Here is a 25,226-nt window from a genome sequence, read left to right as displayed (position 1 = left end):
TCACCACCCCGAGTCGGTGGCTCCCCGATTCTCCTGCCTCTCGGTCCACGCCTCGTAGCCGACGGCATTGCCGAAGTCGGGCGCGGCCTCGCGAAGCTGAGACAGTCGTTCCCGTGACTGCGGGGGAGCGAGCGAGGCGGGTTCGATGGTCGGCGCCCGGGATTCGAGATCCGGCATGCCTTGGATCAGATCCGACAGTTTGGGCATGCGTGCGCGCTTGTCCCGCAACGGCTGCAACAGTTCTCGCCCCTGCCGCGCCACGTCGAGCGCGGCGCTCTGCGCGGCGGTCGTCGTCGCCTTCGCGATTTCGTCGTAGGTCAGTTCGCCGATATCGGAGGAGAAGCGCGTCGCGATCACCACCCCGTCTGCGTTCACGGTGACCCGCACACGTCCACCCGCCGCGGTGCCGGTGGCGGTGAGCTGGGTGCGCTGGCGTGATGCCTCGGCGATCGCCCGCAGCTGCGTGGTGAGTTCCTCGACGATTCCGGCCTTCGCGACTTCCCCGTTGTGCCCGGTCATTTCGCCGACCTACGCGAACGTGTCGAAATTGCCGTGCTCCATGGTGTCGAGCTGATTGGCGGATTTGGTCAGCCCGCCGTGCAGATTGTCGAAGGAGTTCGCCAGGTTCTCGGTGCCGGTGGCCAGGTTCGCGCTGCTGGTGACGAATCCCTTGGCGCCGTCAGCGAATTTGCCGCCGAAATCGTCATCGCCCCACCCTGAGGCGCCCGGCGAGACCGCCGCGCGGGCATTACTGGCCATGGACTGCAATCGCGCCTGGATATCCGCGGCGAAGCCCGCCGCATCACGTACCGCCTCCGGATGTACCTGCACTCTCCCGGCCATAAGATCTGACTGTCCCACAACCGATCAGTGAACACAACATGAACGAGACGTGCCGCCGCCCGCCTGGCAAGATCGTTCCCACACCATCCACCCGGCCGAAGGAGCCCCCATGCCCGACACCCTCCCGCTGGCCAGAACCAACGCCGAGGCCCGTCTCTACCTCACCCTGCAACCCTGCCCCACCTGCGGCGAGACCCGCTGCCAATTCCGTAGCGCCGTCATCACCGTCGACGGTGACCTGGCCAGCCGCTACACCGGCGACTGCCCGTCGTGCGGCACACCGCGCGCCTACGAGTTCCGCCTCCCCGCCGAGGTCTTGCCCCCGCCGGCCGACTCCGTCCGCTTCGGCCTGGACAACCCCTCCGAACTCCTCGACCCCGGCGTGTGGCTCTGGTACTCCGACGTCTGCATCCGTCAGGTCCCGCCCACGCCCGCGGGCCTCGATGCCCGCGCCGAGCGCGCCGCCCGCCACACCCTGTCCACCGCTCTGGCCGCGGTCGAGGAGACCTTGAAATTCCTCCCGCCCACCGCCGACCGAATCCCCGCCCCGGCCTTCACCTCCGCGCAGGGCCGCACCACCTACAACACCGAACCCGGCCGCTTCACTCGCCCCCGCCTGGAAGCCCTCCGCGACACCTACGCCGCCGCCCTCGCCGACCGCTGACCGGCGATTCGATAGGTTTGGGCGAAGACCGCCGGCGAGAGGGACACATGAACAGGATCGACTACCGCGTGAGTCGCCGTGAGATCGCCACCGACGACGATCTCCGCCTGACGTTTCGCGGTGAGCCCTTCACCGGCGAGGCAGTCGAAACCATCGGCGACCAACTCCTGTTCCAGGTCTTCTACGTCGACGGCATCCCCCACGGCCCTGATCGCGAATGGTGGGCCGACGGCCCCCTCAAGTCCGAAGGTCAAGTCAATTACGGCACGCCGGTAGGCATCTGGCGCACCTGGCACCACAATGGCCAACTCGCGAGCGAGCAGGAATTCGACGACGAGGGCGACCCCATCGCGACCCGTAAGTGGGACGAGTCCGGCAACCCGATCCAGTCCTGACCCGCTCAGCTACCGGTAATCACACGAATGGCCGCGTCCTGGGCGGCATTGCTGACCTCGCCGACTCGAAATCCACGACTCGTAATGTGCTCTACGAGTTCCAGCTCCGGTGGCAGACCGTGCTTGTGCAGATAATGAGCCACCGCCCCCGCCCAAACCCACACGCCATCCGTCCGAAAGTTCAGCGGCACATCCCGATCCGCAGGCGCGAACTCATCCTGCTCGAAACTCCTGGCCGCCAGCACAATCGGCGCAGACTCCAAGTACGCCAACACCGCAGTCCGCGTATTTCCCTCCACCGCAGGACGATCCGCCACCGGACGTCCGTCAGCGTCCTTGCCGTCATAAACCTTCGCCATTCGCGGCGGTCGCACAGCAGCCGGCTCCGGCGCAATCCTGGTGGTTGCTTCGACCTCCGATGCTGGAGCGGCGGCCGCGAAGGGATTCGGTGCGGGTGACGCGGGCGCGAAGGGGTTCGGCGAAGGCGTCGCGGGCGCGAACGGATTCGAACCGGGTACGGGCTGCGCCACAGGCGCAAAAGGATTCGATCCGGGAGTCGGTGCGAATGGGTTCGCGCCGGGTGGCGGCACGAACCCCGGCGTATAGCCCGGCCTCGGCTGAGCCATCAGCCGCGGCCGCGCCAACTGCGCCACCAGCCCCGCCACGGTCGCGGCGAAGGACAGCAACAGCGTGAGCATCGTCAACCAGAACCCGGCACCCGCGTACTCCCAGAAGTTCAGTCCCCCCAGGTCGAACGCGATACTCAGCCCGCTGATCGCATTCGCGAAGATCAACGCGGCAGCGGCACCACTGGCCGCTCGCACGGCCGCGTTCCGCACCCCCGCGTCGGCCAGTAAGGCGATGGCCACGACAACGACGGCGATCAATCCCACTGAGAAATGCACGGCGGGCAACGGAACAGAGCCGTCATCGCCCTCCCATATGGATATGACATGGGAGGAACGTCGCACCAACGCGGGGAACGAACTCCAGAGATTCACCGCCGCCGCGACCAGCAGGAGAACGGCCCCCACCCGATCCGCCGCCCCACCAACGAGCTCCTGCGCCGCCCCACGTCCCGCCACCGCAGCATCCCGCAACCCACTGACCAAAGCCGCGATGCCAACCAACATCACCAGCATGATCACCCAGAATCCGAACCCCGGTGACACATGATCCCCGAACTGGCGCGCATAGCCCACCACATCACCCGACGCCATCTGCGCCATCAGCCCACCCGCAAACACCGCCGCCCAAAACAACACCCGCCGCCGAGCCCCCACCCCCGCAGCAAGCAACGTCCCAACCACCCCGCCACCCATCACCATGAGCACATACGGCACAGCAGTGAAGTAGTCAGTAGCCCGCATCCCATGCCCGTTGCTCTTCCAGACATAGATGTCCCAACTGCCATGCAGCCCAATAGACATCACAGGCAGCCAGAACATCGCAAACGCCAACACCGCCGCCGCAAGCAGCAAGACCCCGGTGATCCGTCCGACGCCCCGTGCTCCACCCACCTGTCCCGCGCTCCCCGGCACTGGTTCAGGCCCACTCATGAAGCCTTCATTCCGTGTGTAGGCCATAGGTTCTCGCGCCCTTCCCGATACAAGATGTGCCCCGCCGCCGCCCGAAACAGCATGTCCTCAACCCCATCGGTCCAGGCCGTCCGCCGAACCTTATCGATGATCAAGGTCCGACTCATCTCCTCCCGCCTCGGCCCGAACCAGTACTCCGCCTCGTCCGGCTCATGGCGCACCTGCCGGTAATAGACAAGCAACGCCATAGCCTCACCAGTCGTCCGCGCGAATCCGGCCGGGGGTTATGTCATCCAGATCTTCGACATCGGTGAAGGTCATGATCGATTCGCTGTTCTGGTGTCGCTCCGGCGAATTCGGGGGTGCGGTGGAGGCTGGGATGGGTTCGGGGATTCGCTCGGTGAGGTCCGGCAGGCCCTCGATGAGGTCCGACATCTTCGGCATCCGTCCGCGCCGTTCCTGAATCGGATTCGTGAGTTCGGCGCTCTTGCGGCCCAATTCGGTGGCCGCGGCCTGCGCGGCTTCGGTGACGGCCTTGCTCAACTCGTGGAGCGAAAGGCCCTCGAGATCGTCGTCGAAGCGGGTCTCGATAACCGTCCCATCGGCATTCACCACCACCGTGACCCGCTTCTGCAGCGCGTACCCGGTGGCCATGAGCTGCGCCCGTTTCTGCTGCATCTCGCCGAGAATCCGCATCTGCTGCTGGAACTCGTCGAGCATCGAGGCCAATTCGGCCTTCACGCTCTCATTGGCCATGGCTACTTGCCGAACGCGTCGGCGTTACCTTGATCGGTACCGTCGAGCTTCTTGCCGGACTGGTTCTGCCCATCGGAGTTGTTCTCGGCGTTCTTGGCCAGGGTCTCGGAGAGACCCTTCAGCGTCTTGCGGGCGGCCAGATAGCCGGACCCGTCCTCGGTCCCGGCGAATTCCGTGCCGTAGCTGTCGTTTCCCCAAGGTTCGCCCTTGCCGCCGGTGCTGGCCATGAGACCGTCCACCACCCCGCGTAGCCGACTGTTGACCAGGTCCGTTTTGGCCGACGCCTTCTTCAATAGCTCGGGATCGACGTCGAGTTTGTCTGTCATCAGGTATTACTCCTCCCCATAGCAGCCGGTCAGCGCGTCAGCCGCGCTGCCGCATCCGTTCCTGAAACCGTTGAGTGAACCCCGCGATGTAGACCGTCGGCGGCACCGAGGACGAGGACGGTTCGATCACGCCGTCGTCGGCCATGTAGTAGATCGCGCGACCGATCATGATCTCGCCCGGTCGGGTGGGCACGAAAACCATCCAGCCGTTGTCGATTCGTTCGGCGGTCAACTGGTCGAGGGGGTAGCCGCTGGTGTCGGTACCGCGCGCCAGGATGAATCGGCTGACCTGCTCGATGGCGTCGATCCGGCTCAGCGGCGGCGCGGTGACAAAGGTCCGAAGGCCCGCCAGCGTGAACTGGTTGAGGGCCGAATCTACTTCGTGCTCGGCCGGATCGAAGACCGCGGCCACCGTCTCGTAGGTCACCAGTCCCGCCTGTGCCGCCGAAACCAGCGTCGCGACAGCGGATCTGGTGGCATCGGTGACCGTCTTCCCGGCGGACGTCATGACCTGCAGGATCACGTCGATGGTCGAGTCGGTGGTCCAGATACCGGGTACGGCGCCAGCTATGCCGGGACCGTCCGGCGATTCCCCCCGGAACCACTGTCCGTCCTCCCACCAGTAGCAGAAGGTCAGCTGCCCGGTGGCCGCCCGCGGATTCAACACCGCGTCGGTCACCCAATCCGGTGCGCCCGCGTACAAGCTGGGTAGTAGAGCGCCGTCGTTGTAGACAGCATCGAGTTCGGGTGCGTTGAGCACACCGCCCGAGATGACCGCCCGATCTCCCGGCAGCACGTACAGCGTGCTCCCACTGCGATTCGGTCCCTCGAACCAGGCGAGCGACGGCAGCATCCGGGGGCCGTTCGGTGCGTCGAGAGCGACGAATACCGCTGCGAGCGTGGTCCAGTGCGACCACATCAGCGGTAGCGGCGGGAAGACCTCGGTCGTCGCCTGGCCGCGAATCTCCTTCGCGCGATCGGACCGAGCCTGCTCCGCGGCGACTCGCGGCGAGCGCATCAGGCGTCCACCGTGGCTCACGTACGCGGCCAGCCAAACGGGTAGTCGGTTGCGTGGGTACTCGCGCAGATCGGCCAGATACGCCTCGGCCGGAAATAGTTGGTTGTCCGGAAACGGCTCGTCGCCGTAGTCGTAGTCGGTCTGCACCTGGCCCGCGTTATTGAGGCTGATTCGGATCCGCCACCACGGTCCTTCGCTCATCCCCGCCGCGACGTCGCGCTGCTCCTGCACCAATTGCAGGACCGACTGCGCGGGTTCAACCTGAACCGCCTGCTCCCCGGCCGAATACACGATGCTCCAGGTCTTGTCGGTCACGGTCCACGCGAAGGTCGCGTCGACTCGCTCCCAACTCTCCGGTGCGGCGGCCGCGAGTTCCTGGGCGATCCGATGCGTCAATCCCCGCGCTCGCTCGATGATCTCCTGCTCATCGGCCACCGCTTCGGGACCGGGATGCGAAACCAGGCTGAATCCGATGTCCGGCTCCGCGTTGGACTCCGCGAACCCAGCCATGAACGACTTCATGAATTCGTCGTCCGGATTCCCGCCCTGAGGTCTGCTCACGTCCCGACTCCCCTCCTCGACCGGTCCCGCGCCTTTCACCCCGGTCGGATACCTGTGCGACCTTACACATTCGAGGTGTCGGTGTCGGCCGGGGTGTGGTTAGCTCAGAGTTCGCGGGAGCTTACGTAGCCCTCGTCGGTAATGCGCAGAGCATCCAGCGTCGCCGTCGGGCTGCCCGACAGAACGACGTCCCAGCCACCGTCGATGCGCTGCGGGGCGAAGCCCATGGCCCCGATATCCACGCCGGCACCGATCAGATACATCCGGATTCGGCTCGATGCCTCGGCCGCGGACATCCCGCCCGGAGCCGCCGCGTGCACAGGCCATGGACGGCGATCGAAAAACCCGAGGCGTTCCGCCTCGCGTTGCCGGTTCTTCTCGCTGTGCCGGTAGTGGTCGGAGGTGTTCGTGAACGGTATCCGCCAGAGTGCCGGGCGCTTGGCCCAACCGTAGAAGTAGGGCCCGCCGGTCACCTGCAATCCCGCGGTGATCAGTCGGGAATCCTTCGGCTGAACGAGCGTGATGATGCCGCTGTGTCCGGAACCGTCGGCCAGCCGAACACGGCAAGTCCTGCGGTGGGTCGCGGTGCGGTTCTCGACCTCGCCGACGACATCGGAGGGCATCGCGACGAAACGGCTCACCAGCTCATCGAATTCCGCTGGTGGGCCCGAGAATCCGGCGGTGATCTCGTGGAGGCGGCCGTTGGATCCCTTGTCGACCCGGTTGAACCCCTCGCCGACGAAGGCATTCGCGCTCCAGGTTTCGGAGCCGTCACCGTCGGCGGTGAATCCCGCGCCCTCCAACAGCGAGACCAATTCCGAGGCACGCCTGCGCCCGTGCGCGATGACGGCCGCGGCCTGTGCCTTGCCGATGGGCTTCAGCGTCGAGGAGACCCCGCCCCGATATCCGGTGCTCTCCTCCGGCCCGACCACGGCGATGCCGTGCGGAATGAACCACAGTGATCGCACGGTGACACTCCTTCGGTGGCGGCTGTCCCGATTCCGTTGCCGACCCTAGCCGATCGATAACGGCGGTCGCTTTCCCAGTTGATCGTCGGCGCGTTCTGTGGCAGCGTGTCGCGAGATCGTGAACTGTCCGCGCGCCGAATGCGCTGCTGGACAGCGAATCAGCAATACAGATCAGCGCGTATTCGGGGGCGATAGTGGGGTCACGGGGGTGTCTGATTGAAGCCACCGCTGCGCGAGTGATTCTCGTCGCAGGCGGTCCGCGATGATCTGGAAGCCGCCCGCGGCGGGAGGTCTCGGCTGGCTCGTCGGCATGAAATGGCCCGAAGGCAATGAAGACCTCATGTGGGGGATCGCCGACGACTGGACCGGTGCCGCGAAGGATATTCGCAGTATCGATGCCGACATCGATGCCGCGATCGCGGCGGTGCGCCAGGCCTATCCGACGGGTGACGGCGGCGACAAGATCATCGCTCAGCTGTCGGACATGCGGACCGGCAACCAATCGATCGACAAGCTCGCGGACTGGTTCGACACGATTGCGGGAACCGCGAACAACACCGGGACACAGCTCGAATACACGAAGCTGATGTTCTACACGACGCTGATCACGCTGGCCGCGGATATCGCGGCGGCGTGGGCGTTTCCGCCCACCGCGCCGATGGCCGAGGGCGCGATCATCGGCGTCGGCCGGATCACCGTGCGGATCCTTACCCGGCGCGCGATCGACTTCCTCGGCAAGGAAGCCGAGAAGGCCGGTGAGATCGCGCTGAAGAAGTTCATTCTGAAGCAGGTACTCATCGGTGGTGCGCTGGGTGGATTGCAGGACGGTGCGATCCAGGCCTATCAGAACGAATTCGGACGCCGCAACGGTATCGATTACAAGCAGTTGGGGTTGTCAGCGGCAGGTGGTGCTGTCGGTGGTCTGATCGCCGCTCCCGTCGGCAAATACGTCCCGAAGATGCTGCTGAGCCCGCTGTCGAAGGACGTCGCCCAGAAGATGGTGACGCAGAAGGCCGCCAACTTCCTCGGCGGTGGAGTCGCCGGTGGTGTGGCCGGTCTGGGCGGTTGGGTCGTCAGCGGTGGTGTTACGCACAACTGGGAATTCGACCCCCGTGTGGTCACCGCGGGTATCGCGGGAGGCACGCTGCCCGGTGTCGCCCACGAAGTCCCGTCGCCCTGGAAGGGCGGCGAGCCGAAGCTGTCCACTGCGGGAGCCAAGACCGACGGCGCTCCGTCGGGCATCACTGAGCAGCACAAGACGCCTGAGATCGAAACCGGCAAGCCGTCGATCGGTGAGCAGCCTCAGCAGACGCCTTTGCCCGCCGAGAACGCAGCTCGAGATGGTGCTCCGGCGGCCGAGCATCCCCAATCGGTGGAGCCGAAAGCGCAACTGACCGACCACGGGAACCAGCACGAAACTCCGGCCGGCGGGCCGCAAGCCGCACCGAATGCGCAAGCGCAGGTGCACAACCCACAGGTTGTCGAGGCGCGTCCGGCGGACGGTCCGCAGGCCGCCAACACCGGGCAGTCACCGGCTTCGGCTGATCAGCGTCAGGTAACCCCCGCGGGCGCGCCGCGCGCCGAGACGCCCGGTGTACTGCGCACCGAAACACCAGCTGCGCTGAAACCCGAAACACCGGTCACCTCGAATACGGCGCGTGCCGACGCACCCGGATCACAGACCCCGCAGGCTGCCGAACCGAGAGCCACGGCCGTCCCGGCACGCGATGGCGGTGCCGCGCTGACTACGATGAGTACCAGGGCCACCGGGCAGGACGTTCCCACTCGCGTGGGCGAGCACACGGATCTGAGCCAGTCCGCGCGGACAGCGGAACCGGCGGCCGGCCGGCCGGACGGCAGGGATCTGGTGGGGGCCGGTAGCGGTCCGGCTTCCAGAATCGGCGCGCGACCCGAGAATCCTTTGGGCGGAAGGGAACCGCGGCCCGATGGGCAGTCGAATCATCCGTCCGGGTCTCCGACAGAGCACAACCGGGGACCCAACGACCAACGCGGCCCGAATCACCCGGCGTCGGGTCCGGCACCCGACCCGACGGCCACCCATTCGACGCCGCCGCACGATTCCACGCCCGCGCTCCCGCGGGACCCCGAACATCCTGTGCTGCCGAAGGATTCGCCGGTCACCGAGGCCGAGCACGCGCACGCTCGTGAAGCCTTGGATCGCCTGGGCCCGGAGGCGACGCCCGAACACCTTGCGCACGAACAGGACAGCTCTGTCGGGGCCGCGCACGACCGAGCGACCGAGAACCACGAGTGGTGGCACTCGCTCACCCCGGAGCAACAGGACGCCATGCTGCGCGTCCACCCGCACGAGCTCGGCAATGCCGACGGCATCCCACCGCACATCCGCGACGAAGCCAACCGCCTGGCGATCGCGCGCGACATCAACCAGGTACGCGAACAGAATCCGCGGGTCGACAAGTTCCTCACCCGGTTCACCGATCCGGAGAGCGTCCGGCAGTGGAAGAACCTGCGGTCCACCGTGGAAGCCCTCGAGCACGCGGACGATCTGGCTCGCAGCTTCGCGGACAAGAATGCCGGTCACGAGCCGCCGGTACAGGTGCTCTCCTACGACTCGGAGGCGTTCGGCGGCGAGGGTCGCGCGGTAGTCGCATTCGGTGATACCCAGCACGCGTCCACCGTTTCGTTCCACGTTCCGGGTATCACGACCACGGTGCGAAGTCTGGGAACGAACCTGGACAACGCCTTCAACCACTACCGGGCCACTTCGGAGAACAGGGATCCCGCCGAGGTCGCGTCGATCGCGTGGATCGGTTATGACGCGCCGAGCGGATTCCCGAAGATCCTGCGCGAGATGACCGACGCGCGGCTGGCTTCACGCGGAGGCCAACTCCTCGCCCGAGATGTGGCCGCGTTCAGTCAATCCCGTCGCTCGGACGCCGCCCTGCCCGGTGGCTCGCCGACACCCGACGTGCACCTGTTCGGCCACAGCTATGGCTCCACCACCACGGCCTTCGCGGGCGCGGGCGGGCGCCTGTCCGGCGACATATCCACCATCACGCTGCTGGGATCGCCCGGTGCGGGACCGGTGGGGCACGCCGCGGATTTCGGCATCGGCGCGCACAACATCTTCGTCGCCAGTTCCTCGCGCGATCCGGTTACCTGGATCGGCGCCAACGCACACGGCGAAATCAGCCGCATGGCACCGGGTCTCGGCAACGGCCTAGGAATGGACCCCGCCATTTCGGCATTCGGCGCCAACCGCATCGCCGCCCAATTCCCCGGCGGCATACACACACTCAGCGACATCTCGACCCACACGGGCTACTACAACTACCTGGACAAGGGCGCCACGGTCCCGACCGAGTCCCTGCACAACTTCGCCCGTATCGCCAACGGCGAGAGCCCCCACACCCTGCCCGAATACCCTCGCCCGGGCCGCGACGACCTCAACGCGTGGCAGCGCAACATCGGCTCCCTGCCCCACGACCCGGCGGGCTTCCGCGCTCCCGAACCCAATGTCCATCAGGGCGAACACCCGTACGGCTACGACGATCTGGTCAACCAGCACCGCACCCAGGACCCAACCCCGGTCGCCCCTGATCGTACGCACTCCCAGGTCAACGACTGCGGCCCCCAAGCCCTCCGCCAGGTCCACGAGCTAACCGGCAACCCCGACGTCCACGTCCCCGAAGACGCTCACATCGCCGAACACGGCATGACCGCGGCCGAACTCGAGAACGCCGCAGGCGCCCACCTCGACCGCCACGAAACCCTGGGCTCGATCGCCGACCAACTCCACCGACTAGGCGACGGCGCCACCGCCCTGGTCGTCGACGAATTCCACGGCCCCACAGACGCCAACGACATCGGCGCCCACGCCTACACCATCACCAACGACGGCGGCCGACTAGTCGTCCACGACAACGCCGTCCCCGGCGCCCCCCACTCCTTCCCCCCGGACCACACCAACGTCAAATCCACCCACGCCATCGTCTACGACTCCCATGGCAACCCGGTACATCCGCTCGAACGAACCCCTGAGACCACTCCGGCGAATGTCCGCGATACTCGCCCGGAAGCCCGTATAGGCCAGCCGGATTCACGCTCCGAACCCGCGCATCAAGGGCAGCACCCCGAGCCCCAGCACGAACCAATCACCCACGAATTCACCCATCCGACCGATCATGAGGTCGGTGGTCCCGCCCACGATTCGATCCGGCGTTTCGACACACCTGATGCTGCCCGCCACTATGGCGAGGAGATACTCGGTCCTATCCGAGACATGATGTCCGGCCCTGAACTACGTGAGCTGCAGGCATACACCAAGAAGTCTTGGATCAATGAATTCTTGCGCGCGGCGGACCCGGTGAAGTTGCTCACCAAGCTCGGTGAGGACGAAGTCCACTACGGGCAATTGATGCGGCTCACCGGCGGCAGCCCGATTATGCCGAAGATCGAAGTGCTCGAGCGATTGCTTGCGGAGCATCCCGATCCTCGCGATCCGAATCTCGATCCGCCCCTGCGCGCTGCGATCGACAGCATCCTCAACGAGGACAATCCGCACGCTCGGCTCCAGGAGCTGTGGCGTAACTCCGGCAAGCTGCCTTCGATGCGTGAGTATTTCGGTGGTGACCCGACGATGGACATCCTTCGATCTCAGGTCGCTCACCTCGACCAAGCAACGAATCGTCCGCTTCCCGAGGGAGTGGAGGTTTCGCGCGGTATCAGCATGAGGAGTCTCGACCGTCTCATCGGACCCGACGGCCGGCCACTGAACGGTCGTAATCCAAAACTGCTGAAGGGCACGGTCCAGGACGACCACGGCTACATGTCGACCAGTCTGGGACCGACCCCGCCTCAAGAATTCAGGCTCAAAGTCCGTATGGAACTAGAGGTTCCGGCTGGATCGAAGGGCGCGTGGGTCGGCGACAAGGGACTGTCCGGACCTGAGAACGAACTCATCCTCCAGCGTGAATCCCGCTTCCTGATCACAGATGTCATCGAGGATCCGCAAGGCGCGAGATACGACGATGGGTACGTCGACTACCTGGTCAAAGGAACCCTCGTACCGGCGGATTACGTCCACGAGCCGCACGTCGAAGTCACGGATGCCCACGATCCGAACTCGACGACGGACAAGCCCGAAGCGGATCCGGTTCATCCTCCGACGGACGGACCCGACGAAGACCACGTTCCCTTTCGGCTGGGCGACGAGACGCAGCATCCGGTCGAGCCGGAGCACCCGCAAGAGGCTCCGCATGCCGAAGACAACGGACCCGAACATGTGCCGACCGATCCTGCCGATCGACCCTCGACGCTCACACCGCATCTGGCCGACCGCTTCAACGAGATGCATGAGCGCATCGCCGACATAGCTGCCGCCTACAACGATCCGACTCGCACCGCCGAACTACCCGGACTACGACTCGGACTCGGCGACCTGATGGACAAACTCGGAATGCTCGACCGCTCGACAGCGGTGACTGCGATGCGACTGTTCAACGAGTACAACCTCGAGTTCGCGAAGTATCTGAATGAATACTACAAGGCCCTACTGCCGCACCCATCGGACGTTGAAAGTCATGGCGCGGTTCCGACGCACACGACTGAGCACCCTTCAGAGGTCGCCGATCATACCGAGCCATCCAAGGAACATTCGTCAGCTGACGAGCCGAACTCGGAACCCGCTCACGAATTGCCGGGAGCCGGTGCTCCATCGGAGCTCACCCCACACGAGCAAGATGCATTGCACCGCTACACCGACCCCGACGCGGGCGTCTACGCCGATCTGAACAAGCGCCTTCGCAGTGGCACTGACCTGGATCCCCATCAAGCGGAACTCGCAGACGATATCTCCTCGGCGCTCGATAAGCTTCCTACCTTCGAAGGCACGGTATGGCGAGGCACAAACCTCTCACCCGAGGACCTCGCTCGCTACGTGAAGGGCGCCACAGTTCGTGAGCCCTCATTCACCAGTACCTCGACCGACCGCAACCGAATCTTCACCGGCAATGTCGAATTCATCATGCACTCGACGAATGGTCGTGAAGTCAGCCCGCTTTCGGCCCGTCCGGCTGAGAAGGAGATCCTGTTCGACCGCAACGCGACGTTCGAAGTCCGAGGCGTGGTCCACGACCCCAACGCCAACCTCTTCGGCGTCACTCGCATCTATCTGGTCGAAACCCCCAGCCACACAGCCATTCACGAAACTTCGCCGGAGCATGCCAACACCCATCCCAGCGATAGCGAGGCTACCCATGCTCCGAACACTCGAGACCTGGTCCCCGAGGATCCTCCCGTCCGTTACGGAACCGACCGCACCTCACTAGGCGATTCCCCCGAAGTAGAGCGAGTCTTCCAAAACCTCCGTAACGAGGGCGAACACGATGTAATCCTCCACGGCGACCGCTTCGGCCGCCCCACCGCCGACGGCGGCCACGAGATCGACCCGCAAAAGGTCGTAGAAGCAATCCGCAACAACCCGGACTATGTACCGGGGACCCCGGTCCGCCTCATCTCCTGCCACAGCGGAAACGAAATCGGCTGGGCCCAACACATCGCTCATGAACTGGGTGTCCCGGTCCGGGCCCCGTCCGATCTGGTCGGTGTGAGGGCTCACCCGGATTCTCCAGCGGTCGTCCACAACGAAGGCACTTGGAAGACCTTCCACCCGGAAGGGCCGGACGGAAGAACCCCCGAACCCACCGTCCACCAGCCGGATCCCCTTGTCGACGCGGACCTGCCCAGAGGCGGGGACACCCGAGATGGCTGGGACATTCTCGGCAATGAGACAGCGGATGAGCATTCGGGTTCGCCGCACGATGAGCATCCGAGTTCGCCGCACGACGAGCAGTCTGATTCGCCGCACGATGAACACGGGCTCGACGGCGATTCGGCCTCTTCGAGGTACGCGGACCTCGAAGACGATGTGATCATCGATTCGGGCGATCCGAAGTACAACGAGCGATTCGTGGAATGGAATCGCCCTAGTCACCGACCCCCGGATCCCGAGAATCCGCACGCGCCGCGGCGGCCGCTCGATGTGCACGAAGAGATCCGAGCGCCACACCGTGACCGTGATAATGTGCCGGACGGCAACACGGAGCCTGACAGACTTCGGCCGGATGAGAGCCCGGATCCGACACCTGAGCCGCTGGGTGACTTGGCCGGAGACGGCGGGCTCCACCCGTGGACGGAATACCCTGTGGTCAACCAAAATGGCACTCGCACAACATTTTTCACCGACGGTGATGGTGTCGTCAAATGGGTTGAGGCTACTCCTGGTGCACGTGATATGGCCGTCGATGGCAAGGGAAAATGGTCTGGATTCAACCCCGACCTGAGCTTTCCATTGCTACCGGACGTTCAATATCAGGTTCCAAATTTTCATAACAATGAGAAATTACTGAACTTCCATACCGACGAGCATGGCCAGACGGATCGACTCACTGGAGATGTCGAAGCGCGGGGGCAGGACAAGAACCATCGCGACGACGACAGCAAGAAAGGCGCGCAGAAGCGTGCCAACCAGGAAGGGGAAGCTGCCTTCCCGAAGAACCCTCCCGGGCGTACGCTGACCCTCCTTGAACGAGCGAAGGCTCGTATCAAGTGGGCGGGCGGGCACCTGCTCGCGAATGAGCTTGGTGGTCTTGGTGAATATCTGAACATGCATCCGCAGATGGCAGCATCGAACTCCGGAAATGATCGAGACGGATGGGTTCATGCTGCATCGTGGCGGGCAAAGGAGAACCAGCTAGTCGAATTCGCGAGTCAGGATCATCAGGATATTCGAAACTATCAGGTCAAGATGATCAGAGAAGCCGACGGAGTTCCGGCTTCGGTTGTCATGCGCTGGCAAGAGGTTACCTACGCACGCAATTCCGACGGCACCGTGCAGCTTGGTTTGAACGGTAAGCCCGTGGTGGAGTCGGTGGTTACCAAGGAACGAGCGTTCTCGAACAAGGAGGCGAACTTTGGACCAGCCACCCCGTACAACGGTCGCTGAGATCTGCGCGATAGTGGAGCGTGCGGCGCCAGTGAGCTGGGCGCGCCTTACCCTGCAGGTCTGGGCGAATGTGATGTCGTACGAAGTCGCGGTGTCCGCGCAGGATGCCAATGGCAGGTCCGCGGGCGAGGTGAGCCAGCCGGCGGTGACCGATCTGCTGGTACGGCTGCGGAACGAGATGTACGAGCCTGATCGTGGAGCTTGGCTCTCCGCGAGGTTTGTGCTGAATCGTGGGGAAGAACCAGATATCTCGTTCAACTATAACGATGATCCACAGTGGTCACCTGACTTGCATCCGCTGATGTACGCGCGCGACCTGGAGGTGTATCCACGTGCGGAGCAGCATGTTCCGCAGTGGTTGCAGGATCGGGTGGCGTTCGGCCTGGAACTGGAACGCCAGCGTGAGGCCGACGGCGATACACAGTAGGCTGTGCATTGATGATCGGTTTCCGAGGAGGACTTGCCTGATGTCGAACCAGCCGTTGAACCCGATGGAACAACAGGAGAAGCTGTCGGACATCACATTGGAAATACTCGAGACCCTGCCGATGGGATGGACGCGCTTGATTGTTCGCGGTCGGATTCTCGGTCGGTACGCTGAGCGTGAGAGTGGGGTGAAGATGCCGGATGGATCTGTGCAGGGCTTCTCCTTCCCGCCTACCGCATGGCGAAAGTTCCAAGATTTGCGAGACGGTATGTACGCCCCTGGTCTGGGCACCTGGGTCGAGTTCGAATATGTACTGGATCCGCCCGGCCGGTTTGTTATCGACTACAACCGTGACCAACTTCCTCGATTCAGTAAGAAAGGTCCGGCGAGCAGCGATTTTGCCCTCGAGAACGAGTGGTATCCGCGCACGGCCGAGCACATGCCCGAATGGTTCCACCATGGATTGGGCACGCCTTCCTCGGAACATCTCGGCTGATGCACACAGGAGTGTGGTGGTGATCGGTCTGAAGCCCGTTGGTATCTACCAGGAGATGTACCGAAAAGCGCGGGAAGGACTTCCGTCGTTGCGAGATTCGTACACCGACCAGGTGGTTGGGGAACGAGATCTGGTAGTCGCGTATATGAGGTCGGCCACGCCGGTCTTCGACGTACCGGCGGATGTCACGGATCTGGTCGATGTTTCCCAGACTATCCGTAACGGTCCATCACTGCTTTCTGACGGAGAGTGGATCTGGCGCATCGACTCGATCCATTATCTCGCGAACTACTCCCTCGCAATTCCGTCTGCGTTCCTCGATCACGTGCGCGCGCAAAACTACCGTCCCGCAACCGATGTCGACGTGTCTGACGCAAAGTTCGACGCTGCGATTTCCGCGTACTTCTGAACGAACTCAGGAATCCGCCATGACGCTTCCGCATTGGGTGACCCCGCCGGATGAAACCGACGACAGCGAGATCGACAAGAAGCTCGCGGCGAGACTGGGTGTCACCGTCGACCAGTTGCACGAGATCGACCGGCAGATGGCCGAGGATGTACGTGCCCGCGACGCTGTTCCGCCTGCGGACCGAATCGTCGACAGCAGTCCAAAGTTCAATGAGGGTTTCGGGCCCGACAACGCCGCGGACATCGCACAGTCCGGCGAGATCCGAGCCTCCGCCACGCTCCCGCCTCTTGTGTCGGCGGACGACGCGATGGCGCCGAACTACGACGCCTGGACACGTCTTCCGGTATTCTACTTTCCGATCACGGTAGGCGACACCCTGATCGGCTACCTGTGGGGGTCACAGGACGGGAAGTCCGCGGGGTTCTTCCGGAACCTCGCGTCCGCGGTCGATCGTGTGAAATTCGCTGTGTACTGGAACAATCGGCTCGAAGAGACCTACGGTATGGGGCTCACCCCGGCGGAGGCGATCGAGTATTGGCGTGGAAGGCCTGGGGACCCCCAACTCGGTGCGATCGCTGGTGACGCGGAGCGAGGTGAGTCGCGGACTATCCAGGAGTTGGCGCTGCGCTTGAATCCCGATAAACCGTTGGGCGATGGTCCATGGGTCCAGGACGGCACCTTTCCAAGTGGCAGTCCGGAGGATCGCTCGGAGGGATTCAGCGCGATCGCGCCTTCTCCGACAACCACATACCCCGAGGAAACCGCTTCGGCTGTCATTTATCTGCCCGTCAGTCTGAAAGGCACGATCGTCGGGTACGTGTGGGCGTCGACGAGTGACGATGCCGCCGGGTACATCCCGCGCACCGCGGTCGGCCACACGGGCTTCGTTGCGGGGGGACTGTGGCGCTCACGTCTCATCAATGCACATATGGCTGGTCTGTCGGCGCTCGATGCGGTTCGGCGTTGCCGGTCGCTACCAGACAATGCCCCTGGGACATTCGGTGTGATCGATCCGATTCCGGAGCAGGAGGCGCCCACGCTCGCCGATCTCCGCCGGCTCGCCGATCAAGATTGACCGCTGCGAAAGCTGCGGCCGCGACATGGGCGCCGTGAAACGGATCGATCGGACCTACGACTACCACCAAATCTCCACCGGTGATGATCTGCGACTCGAGTACCGGGGCGAGCCCTTCACCGGCGAAGTGGTGACGACACTCGGTGACCAACTTTTGGCCCAGGCCTTTTACGTGGATGGGATCAGCCATGGACTCCAGCGCGCGTGGTGGTCAGACGGTCAGCTGAAGTCCCAGGGGGAGATGGACTTCGGTACACCCCAAGGCGTGCACAGGGAATGGCATCGGAACGGTCGACTCGCCAAGGAAAGGCAGTTCGATGAAATGGGTCGACTGCGAGCCGTGCAGATCTGGGATGAGAGCGGAAGCGCGGTCGAGAGGGCACGACCGTGGGACAAAATGTAGTCGTAGGCCCATGCCGATCTTCGCTCGAATCTCCTACCAGGATCAGGGAGCTCTGGCCGTGGCGAACTGCCGTATCGGCCACGGCCACGACTCCCTGATCTTGAAGTGTTGATCGCTCCCGACAGTCAGGTGACGAGGTCGTGGCAGCCCTGGGATTCTCGGTCGATGCGGGCGCGTATTTCCGCGACTGAGGTACCTGCGGGGCGGTGGTCGGAGCGAATCGCCGGGGCGATCCATCCGAGGATGAGACCGATTCCAGTACCCAGGATGAGGAAGACTACTTCACTGGTCATGGTCTTCCCCTTCATGATTCGGGTCCATGAGGAGAACAGACCGGGGTTGAGCGCTCAGCTGGTCGAGTGCGTGGCCTCCGACTCGGAGCAAAGTCTGTAGGGCCATCGCGCTGACGAAAAGTTCCAACCCACCGGGCTCGCCGAATACGAGAGTGACTGTCTCGTCCTCGGTGTGTACGACGGGACGAATGGGACATTGGTCGTCGATGCAGGCCCAGGTGCCGACCTTCAACTGCTCGAACATGGCCGTCCTTTCGACGGTTTGGGCTGTCATGCAAGCAATCTGGGATATGGATTGACGCTAGTGTGGCGTACGCCATACATTGAGAATAGGCTGATATATCAGCGGATTCAATGGGCTGGAGCCGATGATGTTGGTCGGCAGGGAGATTCGTCGCAGGCTGCAAGGAGGACCAGGTGAACGAGCGTTCCGACCCGTCCGCGCTGCGGTTTCTGATCGGGCACGAGCTACGGGTCGCTCGGGAGCAGGCACGGGTGAAGCAGAGTGAGGCATCGAAGGCGATCGGATGCAGTCAGCCGAAGATCGTTGCGATGGAGGCCGGGAAGTACCTGCAGCAGCCCGATGATGTGACCGCTCTACTGAGGTTGTACCGAGCCGATGTGGCGCAGATCGACCGGCTCGCATCGCTGGCCGGGCGCGCGGACCAGAAGACTTGGTGGGCACCGTTTTCCGAGGTGCTGCCCAACTGGTTCAAGACGTTTGTCGGCCTCGAGGGTCTCGCGCGGAGCCAGTTCATCTATCAGACGGTGACCTTCACCGGTCAACTACAAACCGAGAGCTATGCGACTGCGCTGCACGCGGGCAGTCCGCTGGTGGCGTCGGTTGACGTTCCGCAGATCGTCCGGGCCCGCATGGCGAGGCAGCGGGTCGCGGACACCGCCGACCCGATGGGTTTGAGTACCGTCATCGAGGAGGCAGTTATGGTCCGGGAGGTTGGCGGTCCGCGCGTGATGCGCGAACAACTGGACCACCTGCTGACCCTGATCGAGCACGACCACATCGATATTCGGATTCTTCCGACCAGGACCTACGCCCATGGCGGGAATGTCGGCGAGTTCACCTTGCTGTACTTCGACGAAGCGCAGACAGTCGGCTACATCGAATACCCGACTGGCGCTCTCTACCTGCAGGATTACGATGGGGTGGCAGTGTACGAGATGTTGGCCGACCAGCTCCGCGCGGCGGCACTGTCGAAAAGTGAATCCGCCGAACTGATTCGGAGCCGGGCGGCCGAGTGGAAATAAGGGAGTCGGCGCATGGCCCCGGTCGCAGGTCGCCTATGGCGTAAGTCCAGCTACAGCGGAAGCAACGGGGGCCAATGTGTCGAGGTATGCGTCACTGCGCAGACGGTTCTGATCCGCGACAGCAAATACACCGGTCCGAGTGAGTCCCGGCCGATCGTCTCGGTACCGGGTGCTCTCTGGCCCGAGGTACTCGACGTAGTGCTCGCGGGGAGCTCAGCTGCGGTCGGGGCGGAGCTCGATATCAAGGTGGACGCCGACGGTGCCGCGAGTCTGACGGACAGCCGCGGTAGGCGGTTGACATTCACCGCAGGCGAATGGGATGCGTTCACGAAAGGCGTTGCGGACGGCCAGTTCCGATAGCGGTTCGGCCGCTATTTCACTGGCATCGTCGTGGTCCACTGGCCCTTGCTGTCGGCGATCGTCGCCTTTGTGAACATGCCCTGACTCGGGTCCGAGAGTACGACCCAGGCGTGGAGGGTTTCGTAGGTGCCCGCGGCACAGGACGGGTCGCACTTGTTCACGTGGTAGGTGCCTTCGCCTACCGCCACGTCGGATCCCCAGATCTGCCAGGTGACGTCGGTGAGGTACTGGTGGGCCGAGGAGCAGCCGGGTTCCAGTCTGGTCGGCTTGGCGGACGGGGTACGGCTGGTGCAGTCGAGCACCTGCGAGTCGGCCTGCTTCGCAGGGGCGGCGGTTGCCTGCGGGGCAGCCATTCCCGACGCCACGGTCAGTACGACGGCGCTGGCTCCCATCAGCAGTGCCGTTGTCTGTGCCACCATTCGATTCGCCATCGCCCGTTCCTTTCCGTCGACCCCGATCCGGTGCTTCGGCCGGGTACGTTGTCGACGGTAGAAACCGGGACTAGGCGACTTCTAACGAACTTCCAACGGAGACCTGCGCGACTACAGCCCGCGTCCGCGCTTGATCAGCGCATACAGCAGGTTGAAGTTGGTCAGCGAGCTGATCGGAACGGCGATCGAGGGATGCTTGGCCGCGGTTTTGATGCGGAGCCGACCCTCGGCGATGTCAACGTCGGTGATCTCGGCCCACTGCACCAGGGTGCTGTATCCGGTTACTCCAGCCGGGCTGAGGGTGATCGAACCGAACTCCACCGCTTGGCCTGATCCCAAAGTCGCCAGGACGGTAGGCATCTGGTGGACGGCTACACCTTCCTGGATCCGCGGCCCCCACTCCTGAGGGTTGACGATCCCCTCGCGTAGACGCAGAGGCCGGCCGTCGAGGTCCTGCATCTCATAGGCGTAGGTGACCCGGGTAGTGATCCCGTTCCGGCGATGGTCGACCAGGTCTTGGATCACGCTCGTCGAGTCGTACTGAACCACCCGCAGTTGTTCCCGGGACACGAAAATCAGCCCATGCTCGAAGAGCTCCAGCCATTTGCCGGAATTCCGCTGCCCGTAGAAGAGCCCGTGCATAATCGAAAACAGCGCCGCCAGCCCCACGATCAGCGCGAAGTACATCGCTGCTTCCAGCAACTCGACTCGCACGGCGAACCCCAGCACCGTCACCGCGACCAGCCCGACGAATATCATCCCGAGTCGTCCGATGCCGCGCCAGTCCATCGTGACCGCGCCGTAGGTCTGAACGTGCCTCCCCAGACCCGCCCGCACAGCCGCTTCCGAAATGCGCTGTGTGTCATCGGTTTGCAGGCCTGGCTGCGTCATGATTCCCCCTGTCGTCAAACGTTCTTCCAACGATGGTGCACGAGCGTGTCACCCGCGGTATTGACCACCGCTATTGAGCTGCGCCGCAGCCTGGTTGACGGCTGTGGCGAGCTCGGTCATCAGTCGTATGACTTCCAGGTAAGCGGCAGAATCACGGGGGATGGTGCCGCGGATCCAGCAGATCAGTACTCCATCGTTGACGCGAATGCGCGCCGTAGGGGCAATCTGGACGATCGCGTACGCCGCCTTCTTGACGGGGAGCGTCAGTAGCTGCCGGGCATGATCAGGGTTATTGGGGGTCAGACCGAGGTACCAGCGATCGAATTCCGCGTCACCGCTGGAGAATCGGCGGTGTTCGACCGATTTCTTATTGAACTCGAGAAGCCACTCACCCTGGGTCGACAGGAGGTCCAGCCGGTCCACCGTGGGATCGACGCCTTCGAGCAAGGCCGCGGTGTGTCGCCAGGTCTTGATCGTATTGAGGTACATGGTCTCGTGCTCGACCAAGAATGTGGTGAACGGGAACCCGAGGGCCTGACCGTGGATGGGCTCCTGGTATTTCGCCTTCGAAGGGTAGGGGCACAGCCCGACCTTCGCGTGTTGCTCGCGCCAGACCTCAGTGGGCCAGCTGGGCACACCACCCATCGCGGCCGCCATCGCCGCATGCGCCTCACGGTTCTTCGCAGTGCCACTGATCGCCAGCGCACCCCACGCCACGACGATGACCACCCCGATGACAATGGCAATAACCATGAACTCCCCCTGTAATCAAGCGTCCATCAACCGCCCGCAGCTTAGTCACCGCCCGGATACGCCGCTATTCGACAGCTATGTCCGCTGGCCAGCGGCCCTGCGACTGCCCGGCTAGGATCGTCTGAAACGTGTCGGGGTGGGAGGGTTCCAAGGGTGAGTGCCGAATTCGACGAGCTTCCAAGGCTCGCGCGCGTCTATGACCACCGCGACGAAAACGGTCGCCCGGTCGCAGTCAGGGCGTCGCTGCCCTCACACCTGCGTGACCGGCTCCTCGCCTACCTCGACTCCGCCCCGATCGTCCTGGCCGCGCAGTTTCGAGGCCGACGAATTCATCCCCTCCGTCCGTGACGTGCCCCTGACTTTCCGCACCGACGGCGTCTGGATCTGGTCCGGCGCGGTATCCCACTACCTACGCACGCACGCCTTTCCGCCAGACCCAGAGCTGGTGAGCCACATCATCGCTCGTGACTTCCAGTTCCGCGAGGTCAGTCCGGAGGAGAAAAATCTCGCTGTACGCGTGATCACCACCGGATGACCACAATCTCCCGCCGGTGGTACGGTCGGGCCGTATCGTCACCGGGGGCTGGGTAACGCAACGCGGTGTAGTCGAAGCCGTATCAGTGTTGGGTCGCAACGCTGTTGGACGGGGAGGGAGAACGTTTCGTGGCCGATGGCGACGCCTTCACCAATCTCAGAAACGACGGCCAGAAGGGTGTGTACTTCGACTCCGGAGCCGCCCAGACGATGGCGCAGCAGGCCGCCGACATGTTGACGGTCGTGAACGCGGCTCTGGCTCTGGTCCAGCCGGAGACGAACCTGCAACCGTTCAATCAGCGAGACTCCGGGCGGATGCTCGCGGACAAGCTCAATGCAGCTACGCAGCGTCTGGGCGGCACGGTCGCGAAGGACCATGTGGAAGTTCTCACCAGTATGGGTGAGGCCTTCGTCGGGGCGAATAAGGCGTACGCGGACGCTGATCAGACGTCAGCTGTGAACTTCGACCAGAATGTGCGCGACAGATTCACCGGTATGCACGCGAGTGGGCAGCCCGGATTGGCGACGTCTCCGCTGGCCGCGCTGACACAGCACGTCGACTCCGTCAGCCTGCCGGGATGGGGGCAATCCAATAGGGGCAACGTCTACGAGTGGTCCGGAACGTCGAAGGACGACTACTCCAACAAGCTCCAGAGCACAGACCAGGCGGGCCAGCTCAGCTCCGCTGCCAAGGCTGCGGGGATTGCGTTGGACGGTAAGCAGATTACTCCCGAACCGGGCAGCCAATACGGCTGGGACGATTTCCATAATCACTGGCAATATATTCATGATTCCACGATCCTCAGCGTGCTCGCGCAGCATGCGCAGGACTGGAAGACCGCGAGCGCTTACATCAAGAGTCAGGCGTCTACTTTTTCCGCGGCCAAGGACCAGTATCTGACGGGCTACCAGGGTGACAACTCGATCGGGGACAAGATCTGGGCCTCCGACGCTGCCAAGCAGGCGCGGGACGGGATCGGGCACTACCTCGACAATGTGAAGACTCTGACCGATTCGATGGATTTGATGAGCGTCAATCTCGCCTTTGCCGAGGGATGGCTGAAGAAGCTGCAGAATTTCTTGCCGTACAAGAGTATTTCGCAGACCACCGAACTTGTCGCGGCGGGAGAATCGGCCGTCGAGATGCCCATTTCGCAGAGTTCCGTCGATGAAGCGATGAACGAGATGCGGCAGGCATGGGATGAGTGGTACGGCAATGGCGTCAGGGACTCGAGCGGTGCGGTGCCCATCATCCCCGACCCGAAGGCTGCGGTCTCGATAACGCCGCCGGGCCCGGCACCCACCGATCAGCCGGATCCGAATGCGAAGCAGCCGGCGGGTACTCCCACCACGCAGACCCCGACCACCCAGACACCCAATATCGACAACCCGGACGGTCAACAGCCGACCAACACTGATCCGAAGGACACCGATCCCAAGAAGACCGACACGCCGACAACAACGACTGACACGACGCTCCAGACGCTGATCACGCAGGCCAGCACGGTGCTTCAGGCTGGCATCACCGCCGCCGAGCAGGGCGTCGAGAAGCTCGCCTCGGCGGTCGAAACGGCGCTGACGCAAACACAGACCACGACGAAGACCACCGATCCGACGGATCAGCTCACTCAGCAGTTGCAGAACCTGGGCTTGATTCCGAACACCGATACACCCGGCGGAACCCCGACCGGAGGCAGCCCCACGGGTGGCACGCCCACTAGCCCCGGGTCGCCCCAGACACCGAAGACTCAGATCGCTCCTCGTTCCGCCAACCAGACAACGACGACCGAGACGGACGCGGAGGAAACCACGACTTCGCGTGCAGGACTGGCGTCTACGTCCTCGGCCTCCTCCAGCGGCTCAACCGGCGGTATGGGTGGTTCGCCGATGTCGGCGGGTTCGCAGGGGCAGGGCAAGGAACACAAGCGTCCGCAGTTCCTCACGAACCTCGACAATCTCGAAGAAGTTCTCGGTGAGGCTCCGGCCGCGGTCACCCCGGTGGCGGAGAAATGACGCCGAGCTGGCGATTCACCGAGGCCGAGTTCTACGCCCTCTGGATGGATCGGACGGGGCAAGCGCCGCCGAAGCCATTCTTGTTCACCTCGGCCACGCAGACCGCGGACGAATTCGACGCCGAGCAGTCGGAGGCTCGGGAAAGCCTGAGCCACAAGGTCGGCGGTAATTTCGAGCTCGTTTTCGACGCCATGGCAAACCCCGATCTGTTCCTGACCGCTTACGGATGGGATGAACGGGACCGCTTCGGTATCGGCTCGATGATTCGGGCCCGCGCTACGCGTAAGGGACCAAAGGGCTATGTGATCAAACAGTCGCCCGGCACGAGCTACTTCCAACGTGGCGGCTACACGGTGACCGAATGTGATCCCATCCAGCTCGCCGACGAAATCGTTCGTGCCATGCCTTCCGTCGAGCGGGGCCGCCTCGGCGACATCGGATTGGCCTCACGCGAGCAAGATCTGGACCACGATTTCGGCCGTTCGTCCGTCGCCGCCGCACCGGACACCGCGGTCTCCCGCACGCGGGAATTCATGGCGCAGTCCATCACGACGGCCGGTGAGGTCCGGATCGTGCAGGGCCGATCGGTGTTCGGTCCGCGTGGAATCACCAGCCACATCGTGCGTTTCCGCGATATCGAAGATGACGGTCGTTACGTCATGGTCGAGAACCCCCAGCGCGCACTCGCGGTCGATCAGACCAGATTCATCTCGGTAGTCAACAACTATGTCGCCGCCGTGGTGCAGACCATCAAGGACGAGCGCGGGTGAACGCATCCGCGCATCGAAATGCTGTTGGCTTGTCGAAGCGGCCTGTGAT

At 63.7% G+C, this 25,226-nt stretch carries 25 protein-coding genes; 14 read left to right on the top strand and 11 right to left on the bottom strand.

Features of this window, described 5'->3' with window-relative positions:
* Entirely contained in the window at nucleotides 1–519 is a 519-nt protein-coding gene (locus ACWEQQ_RS03685; RefSeq protein ID WP_452338341.1) for a YbaB/EbfC family nucleoid-associated protein, read from the bottom strand.
* A gap of 9 nt (nucleotides 520–528) precedes the next feature.
* Entirely contained in the window at nucleotides 529–843 is a 315-nt protein-coding gene (locus tag ACWEQQ_RS03680; RefSeq protein WP_452347006.1) for a hypothetical protein, read from the bottom strand.
* A gap of 109 nt (nucleotides 844–952) precedes the next feature.
* Here ACWEQQ_RS03680 and ACWEQQ_RS03675 point away from each other — a divergent pair, with 109 nt between their 5' ends.
* Nucleotides 953–1,507 carry a hypothetical protein gene (locus ACWEQQ_RS03675; protein ID WP_379394548.1) on the top strand — a complete coding sequence of 185 codons (555 nt, stop codon included), beginning with the start codon at nucleotides 953–955 and terminating at the stop codon, nucleotides 1,505–1,507.
* Nucleotides 1,508–1,554: 47 nt separating this feature from the next.
* Nucleotides 1,555–1,902, top strand: a complete 348-nt coding sequence (locus ACWEQQ_RS03670) for a toxin-antitoxin system YwqK family antitoxin (RefSeq protein ID WP_379394550.1) — start codon at nucleotides 1,555–1,557, stop codon at nucleotides 1,900–1,902.
* 5 nt (nucleotides 1,903–1,907) lie between these two features.
* Here the strand turns inward: ACWEQQ_RS03670 and ACWEQQ_RS03665 are convergent, their stop codons facing one another.
* From ACWEQQ_RS03665 to ACWEQQ_RS03645, 5 genes are all read right to left on the bottom strand, one after another.
* Nucleotides 1,908–3,383 carry a hypothetical protein gene (locus ACWEQQ_RS03665; protein ID WP_452347005.1) on the bottom strand — a complete coding sequence of 492 codons (1,476 nt, stop codon included), beginning with the start codon at nucleotides 3,381–3,383 and terminating at the stop codon, nucleotides 1,908–1,910.
* 309 nt (nucleotides 3,384–3,692) lie between these two features.
* Nucleotides 3,693–4,196 (bottom strand): YbaB/EbfC family nucleoid-associated protein, encoded by a 504-nt coding sequence (locus ACWEQQ_RS03660; RefSeq protein ID WP_364605534.1) that lies wholly within the window; start codon nucleotides 4,194–4,196, stop codon nucleotides 3,693–3,695.
* Nucleotides 4,197–4,198: 2 nt separating this feature from the next.
* The gene (locus ACWEQQ_RS03655) at nucleotides 4,199–4,522 is read right to left on the bottom strand and encodes a WXG100 family type VII secretion target (RefSeq protein WP_364605532.1); all 324 of its coding nucleotides are present in this window, start codon (nucleotides 4,520–4,522) and stop codon (nucleotides 4,199–4,201) included.
* A gap of 37 nt (nucleotides 4,523–4,559) precedes the next feature.
* Nucleotides 4,560–6,101 (bottom strand): hypothetical protein, encoded by a 1,542-nt coding sequence (locus ACWEQQ_RS03650; RefSeq protein WP_452347004.1) that lies wholly within the window; start codon nucleotides 6,099–6,101, stop codon nucleotides 4,560–4,562.
* Nucleotides 6,102–6,205: 104 nt separating this feature from the next.
* Nucleotides 6,206–7,069 (bottom strand): hypothetical protein, encoded by an 864-nt coding sequence (locus ACWEQQ_RS03645; RefSeq protein ID WP_452338346.1) that lies wholly within the window; start codon nucleotides 7,067–7,069, stop codon nucleotides 6,206–6,208.
* Nucleotides 7,070–7,331: 262 nt separating this feature from the next.
* On the opposite strand from ACWEQQ_RS03645, the gene ACWEQQ_RS03640 reads away from it, so the two are divergent.
* Genes ACWEQQ_RS03640 through ACWEQQ_RS03615 form a run of 6 tightly spaced genes read left to right on the top strand, consistent with a single transcriptional unit; the run spans nucleotide 7,332 to nucleotide 17,866 of the window.
* A complete protein-coding gene (locus tag ACWEQQ_RS03640) occupies nucleotides 7,332–15,056 on the top strand; it encodes an ADP-ribosyltransferase (RefSeq protein ID WP_452347003.1) in 7,725 nt (2,574 codons plus the stop codon).
* A gap of 31 nt (nucleotides 15,057–15,087) precedes the next feature.
* A complete protein-coding gene (locus ACWEQQ_RS03635; RefSeq protein ID WP_452338348.1) occupies nucleotides 15,088–15,483 on the top strand; it encodes a hypothetical protein in 396 nt (131 codons plus the stop codon).
* Between the two features lie 40 nt (nucleotides 15,484–15,523).
* Entirely contained in the window at nucleotides 15,524–15,979 is a 456-nt protein-coding gene (locus ACWEQQ_RS03630; RefSeq protein WP_452338349.1) for a hypothetical protein, read from the top strand.
* 19 nt (nucleotides 15,980–15,998) lie between these two features.
* A complete protein-coding gene (locus ACWEQQ_RS03625; protein ID WP_364605520.1) occupies nucleotides 15,999–16,388 on the top strand; it encodes a hypothetical protein in 390 nt (129 codons plus the stop codon).
* A gap of 19 nt (nucleotides 16,389–16,407) precedes the next feature.
* The gene (locus ACWEQQ_RS03620) at nucleotides 16,408–17,463 is read left to right on the top strand and encodes a hypothetical protein (RefSeq protein WP_452347002.1); all 1,056 of its coding nucleotides are present in this window, start codon (nucleotides 16,408–16,410) and stop codon (nucleotides 17,461–17,463) included.
* 25 nt (nucleotides 17,464–17,488) lie between these two features.
* On the top strand, nucleotides 17,489–17,866 hold the full coding sequence (locus ACWEQQ_RS03615; RefSeq protein WP_452347001.1) for a toxin-antitoxin system YwqK family antitoxin: 378 nt from the start codon (nucleotides 17,489–17,491) through the stop codon (nucleotides 17,864–17,866).
* A 125-nt stretch (nucleotides 17,867–17,991) separates the two neighbouring features.
* Here the strand turns inward: ACWEQQ_RS03615 and ACWEQQ_RS03610 are convergent, their stop codons facing one another.
* Nucleotides 17,992–18,159 carry a hypothetical protein gene (locus ACWEQQ_RS03610; protein ID WP_379394572.1) on the bottom strand — a complete coding sequence of 56 codons (168 nt, stop codon included), beginning with the start codon at nucleotides 18,157–18,159 and terminating at the stop codon, nucleotides 17,992–17,994.
* Nucleotides 18,160–18,576: 417 nt separating this feature from the next.
* Here ACWEQQ_RS03610 and ACWEQQ_RS03605 point away from each other — a divergent pair, with 417 nt between their 5' ends.
* Together ACWEQQ_RS03605 and ACWEQQ_RS03600 are read left to right on the top strand one after the other, a co-directional pair.
* Nucleotides 18,577–19,425 carry a helix-turn-helix domain-containing protein gene (locus tag ACWEQQ_RS03605; RefSeq protein WP_452338352.1) on the top strand — a complete coding sequence of 283 codons (849 nt, stop codon included), beginning with the start codon at nucleotides 18,577–18,579 and terminating at the stop codon, nucleotides 19,423–19,425.
* Between the two features lie 12 nt (nucleotides 19,426–19,437).
* Nucleotides 19,438–19,785: a DUF397 domain-containing protein gene (locus ACWEQQ_RS03600; protein WP_379394576.1), complete on the top strand. Its 348-nt coding sequence runs from the start codon at nucleotides 19,438–19,440 to the stop codon at nucleotides 19,783–19,785.
* An 11-nt stretch (nucleotides 19,786–19,796) separates the two neighbouring features.
* Here ACWEQQ_RS03600 and ACWEQQ_RS03595 read toward each other — a convergent pair whose 3' ends face one another.
* The 3 genes from ACWEQQ_RS03595 to ACWEQQ_RS03585 form a co-directional block, all read right to left on the bottom strand.
* Nucleotides 19,797–20,216: a hypothetical protein gene (locus ACWEQQ_RS03595; protein ID WP_452347000.1), complete on the bottom strand. Its 420-nt coding sequence runs from the start codon at nucleotides 20,214–20,216 to the stop codon at nucleotides 19,797–19,799.
* A gap of 111 nt (nucleotides 20,217–20,327) precedes the next feature.
* Nucleotides 20,328–21,107, bottom strand: coding sequence for a DUF6585 family protein (locus ACWEQQ_RS03590; RefSeq protein ID WP_452346999.1), 780 nt, complete (start codon nucleotides 21,105–21,107; stop codon nucleotides 20,328–20,330).
* A 48-nt stretch (nucleotides 21,108–21,155) separates the two neighbouring features.
* On the bottom strand, nucleotides 21,156–21,860 hold the full coding sequence (locus ACWEQQ_RS03585; RefSeq protein WP_379394582.1) for a hypothetical protein: 705 nt from the start codon (nucleotides 21,858–21,860) through the stop codon (nucleotides 21,156–21,158).
* 153 nt (nucleotides 21,861–22,013) lie between these two features.
* On the opposite strand from ACWEQQ_RS03585, the gene ACWEQQ_RS03580 reads away from it, so the two are divergent.
* From ACWEQQ_RS03580 to ACWEQQ_RS03565, 4 genes are all read left to right on the top strand, one after another.
* The gene (locus ACWEQQ_RS03580; RefSeq protein WP_452346998.1) at nucleotides 22,014–22,208 is read left to right on the top strand and encodes a hypothetical protein; all 195 of its coding nucleotides are present in this window, start codon (nucleotides 22,014–22,016) and stop codon (nucleotides 22,206–22,208) included.
* Between the two features lies 1 nt (nucleotide 22,209).
* Complete coding sequence (locus tag ACWEQQ_RS03575; protein ID WP_452346997.1) at nucleotides 22,210–22,395, top strand: hypothetical protein; 186 nt, start codon at nucleotides 22,210–22,212, stop codon at nucleotides 22,393–22,395.
* Nucleotides 22,396–22,523: 128 nt separating this feature from the next.
* The gene (locus ACWEQQ_RS03570) at nucleotides 22,524–24,407 is read left to right on the top strand and encodes a hypothetical protein (protein WP_452338356.1); all 1,884 of its coding nucleotides are present in this window, start codon (nucleotides 22,524–22,526) and stop codon (nucleotides 24,405–24,407) included.
* On the top strand, nucleotides 24,404–25,177 hold the full coding sequence (locus ACWEQQ_RS03565; protein WP_452346996.1) for an ESX secretion-associated protein EspG: 774 nt from the start codon (nucleotides 24,404–24,406) through the stop codon (nucleotides 25,175–25,177). Before ACWEQQ_RS03570 ends, ACWEQQ_RS03565 begins: the two co-directional genes overlap by 4 nt.
* Nucleotides 25,178–25,226: the final 49 nt, after the last annotated feature.

Source organism: Nocardia sp. NPDC004123, assembly GCF_053603795.1.
This window is presented reverse-complemented; position numbering and strand designations above follow the sequence as displayed.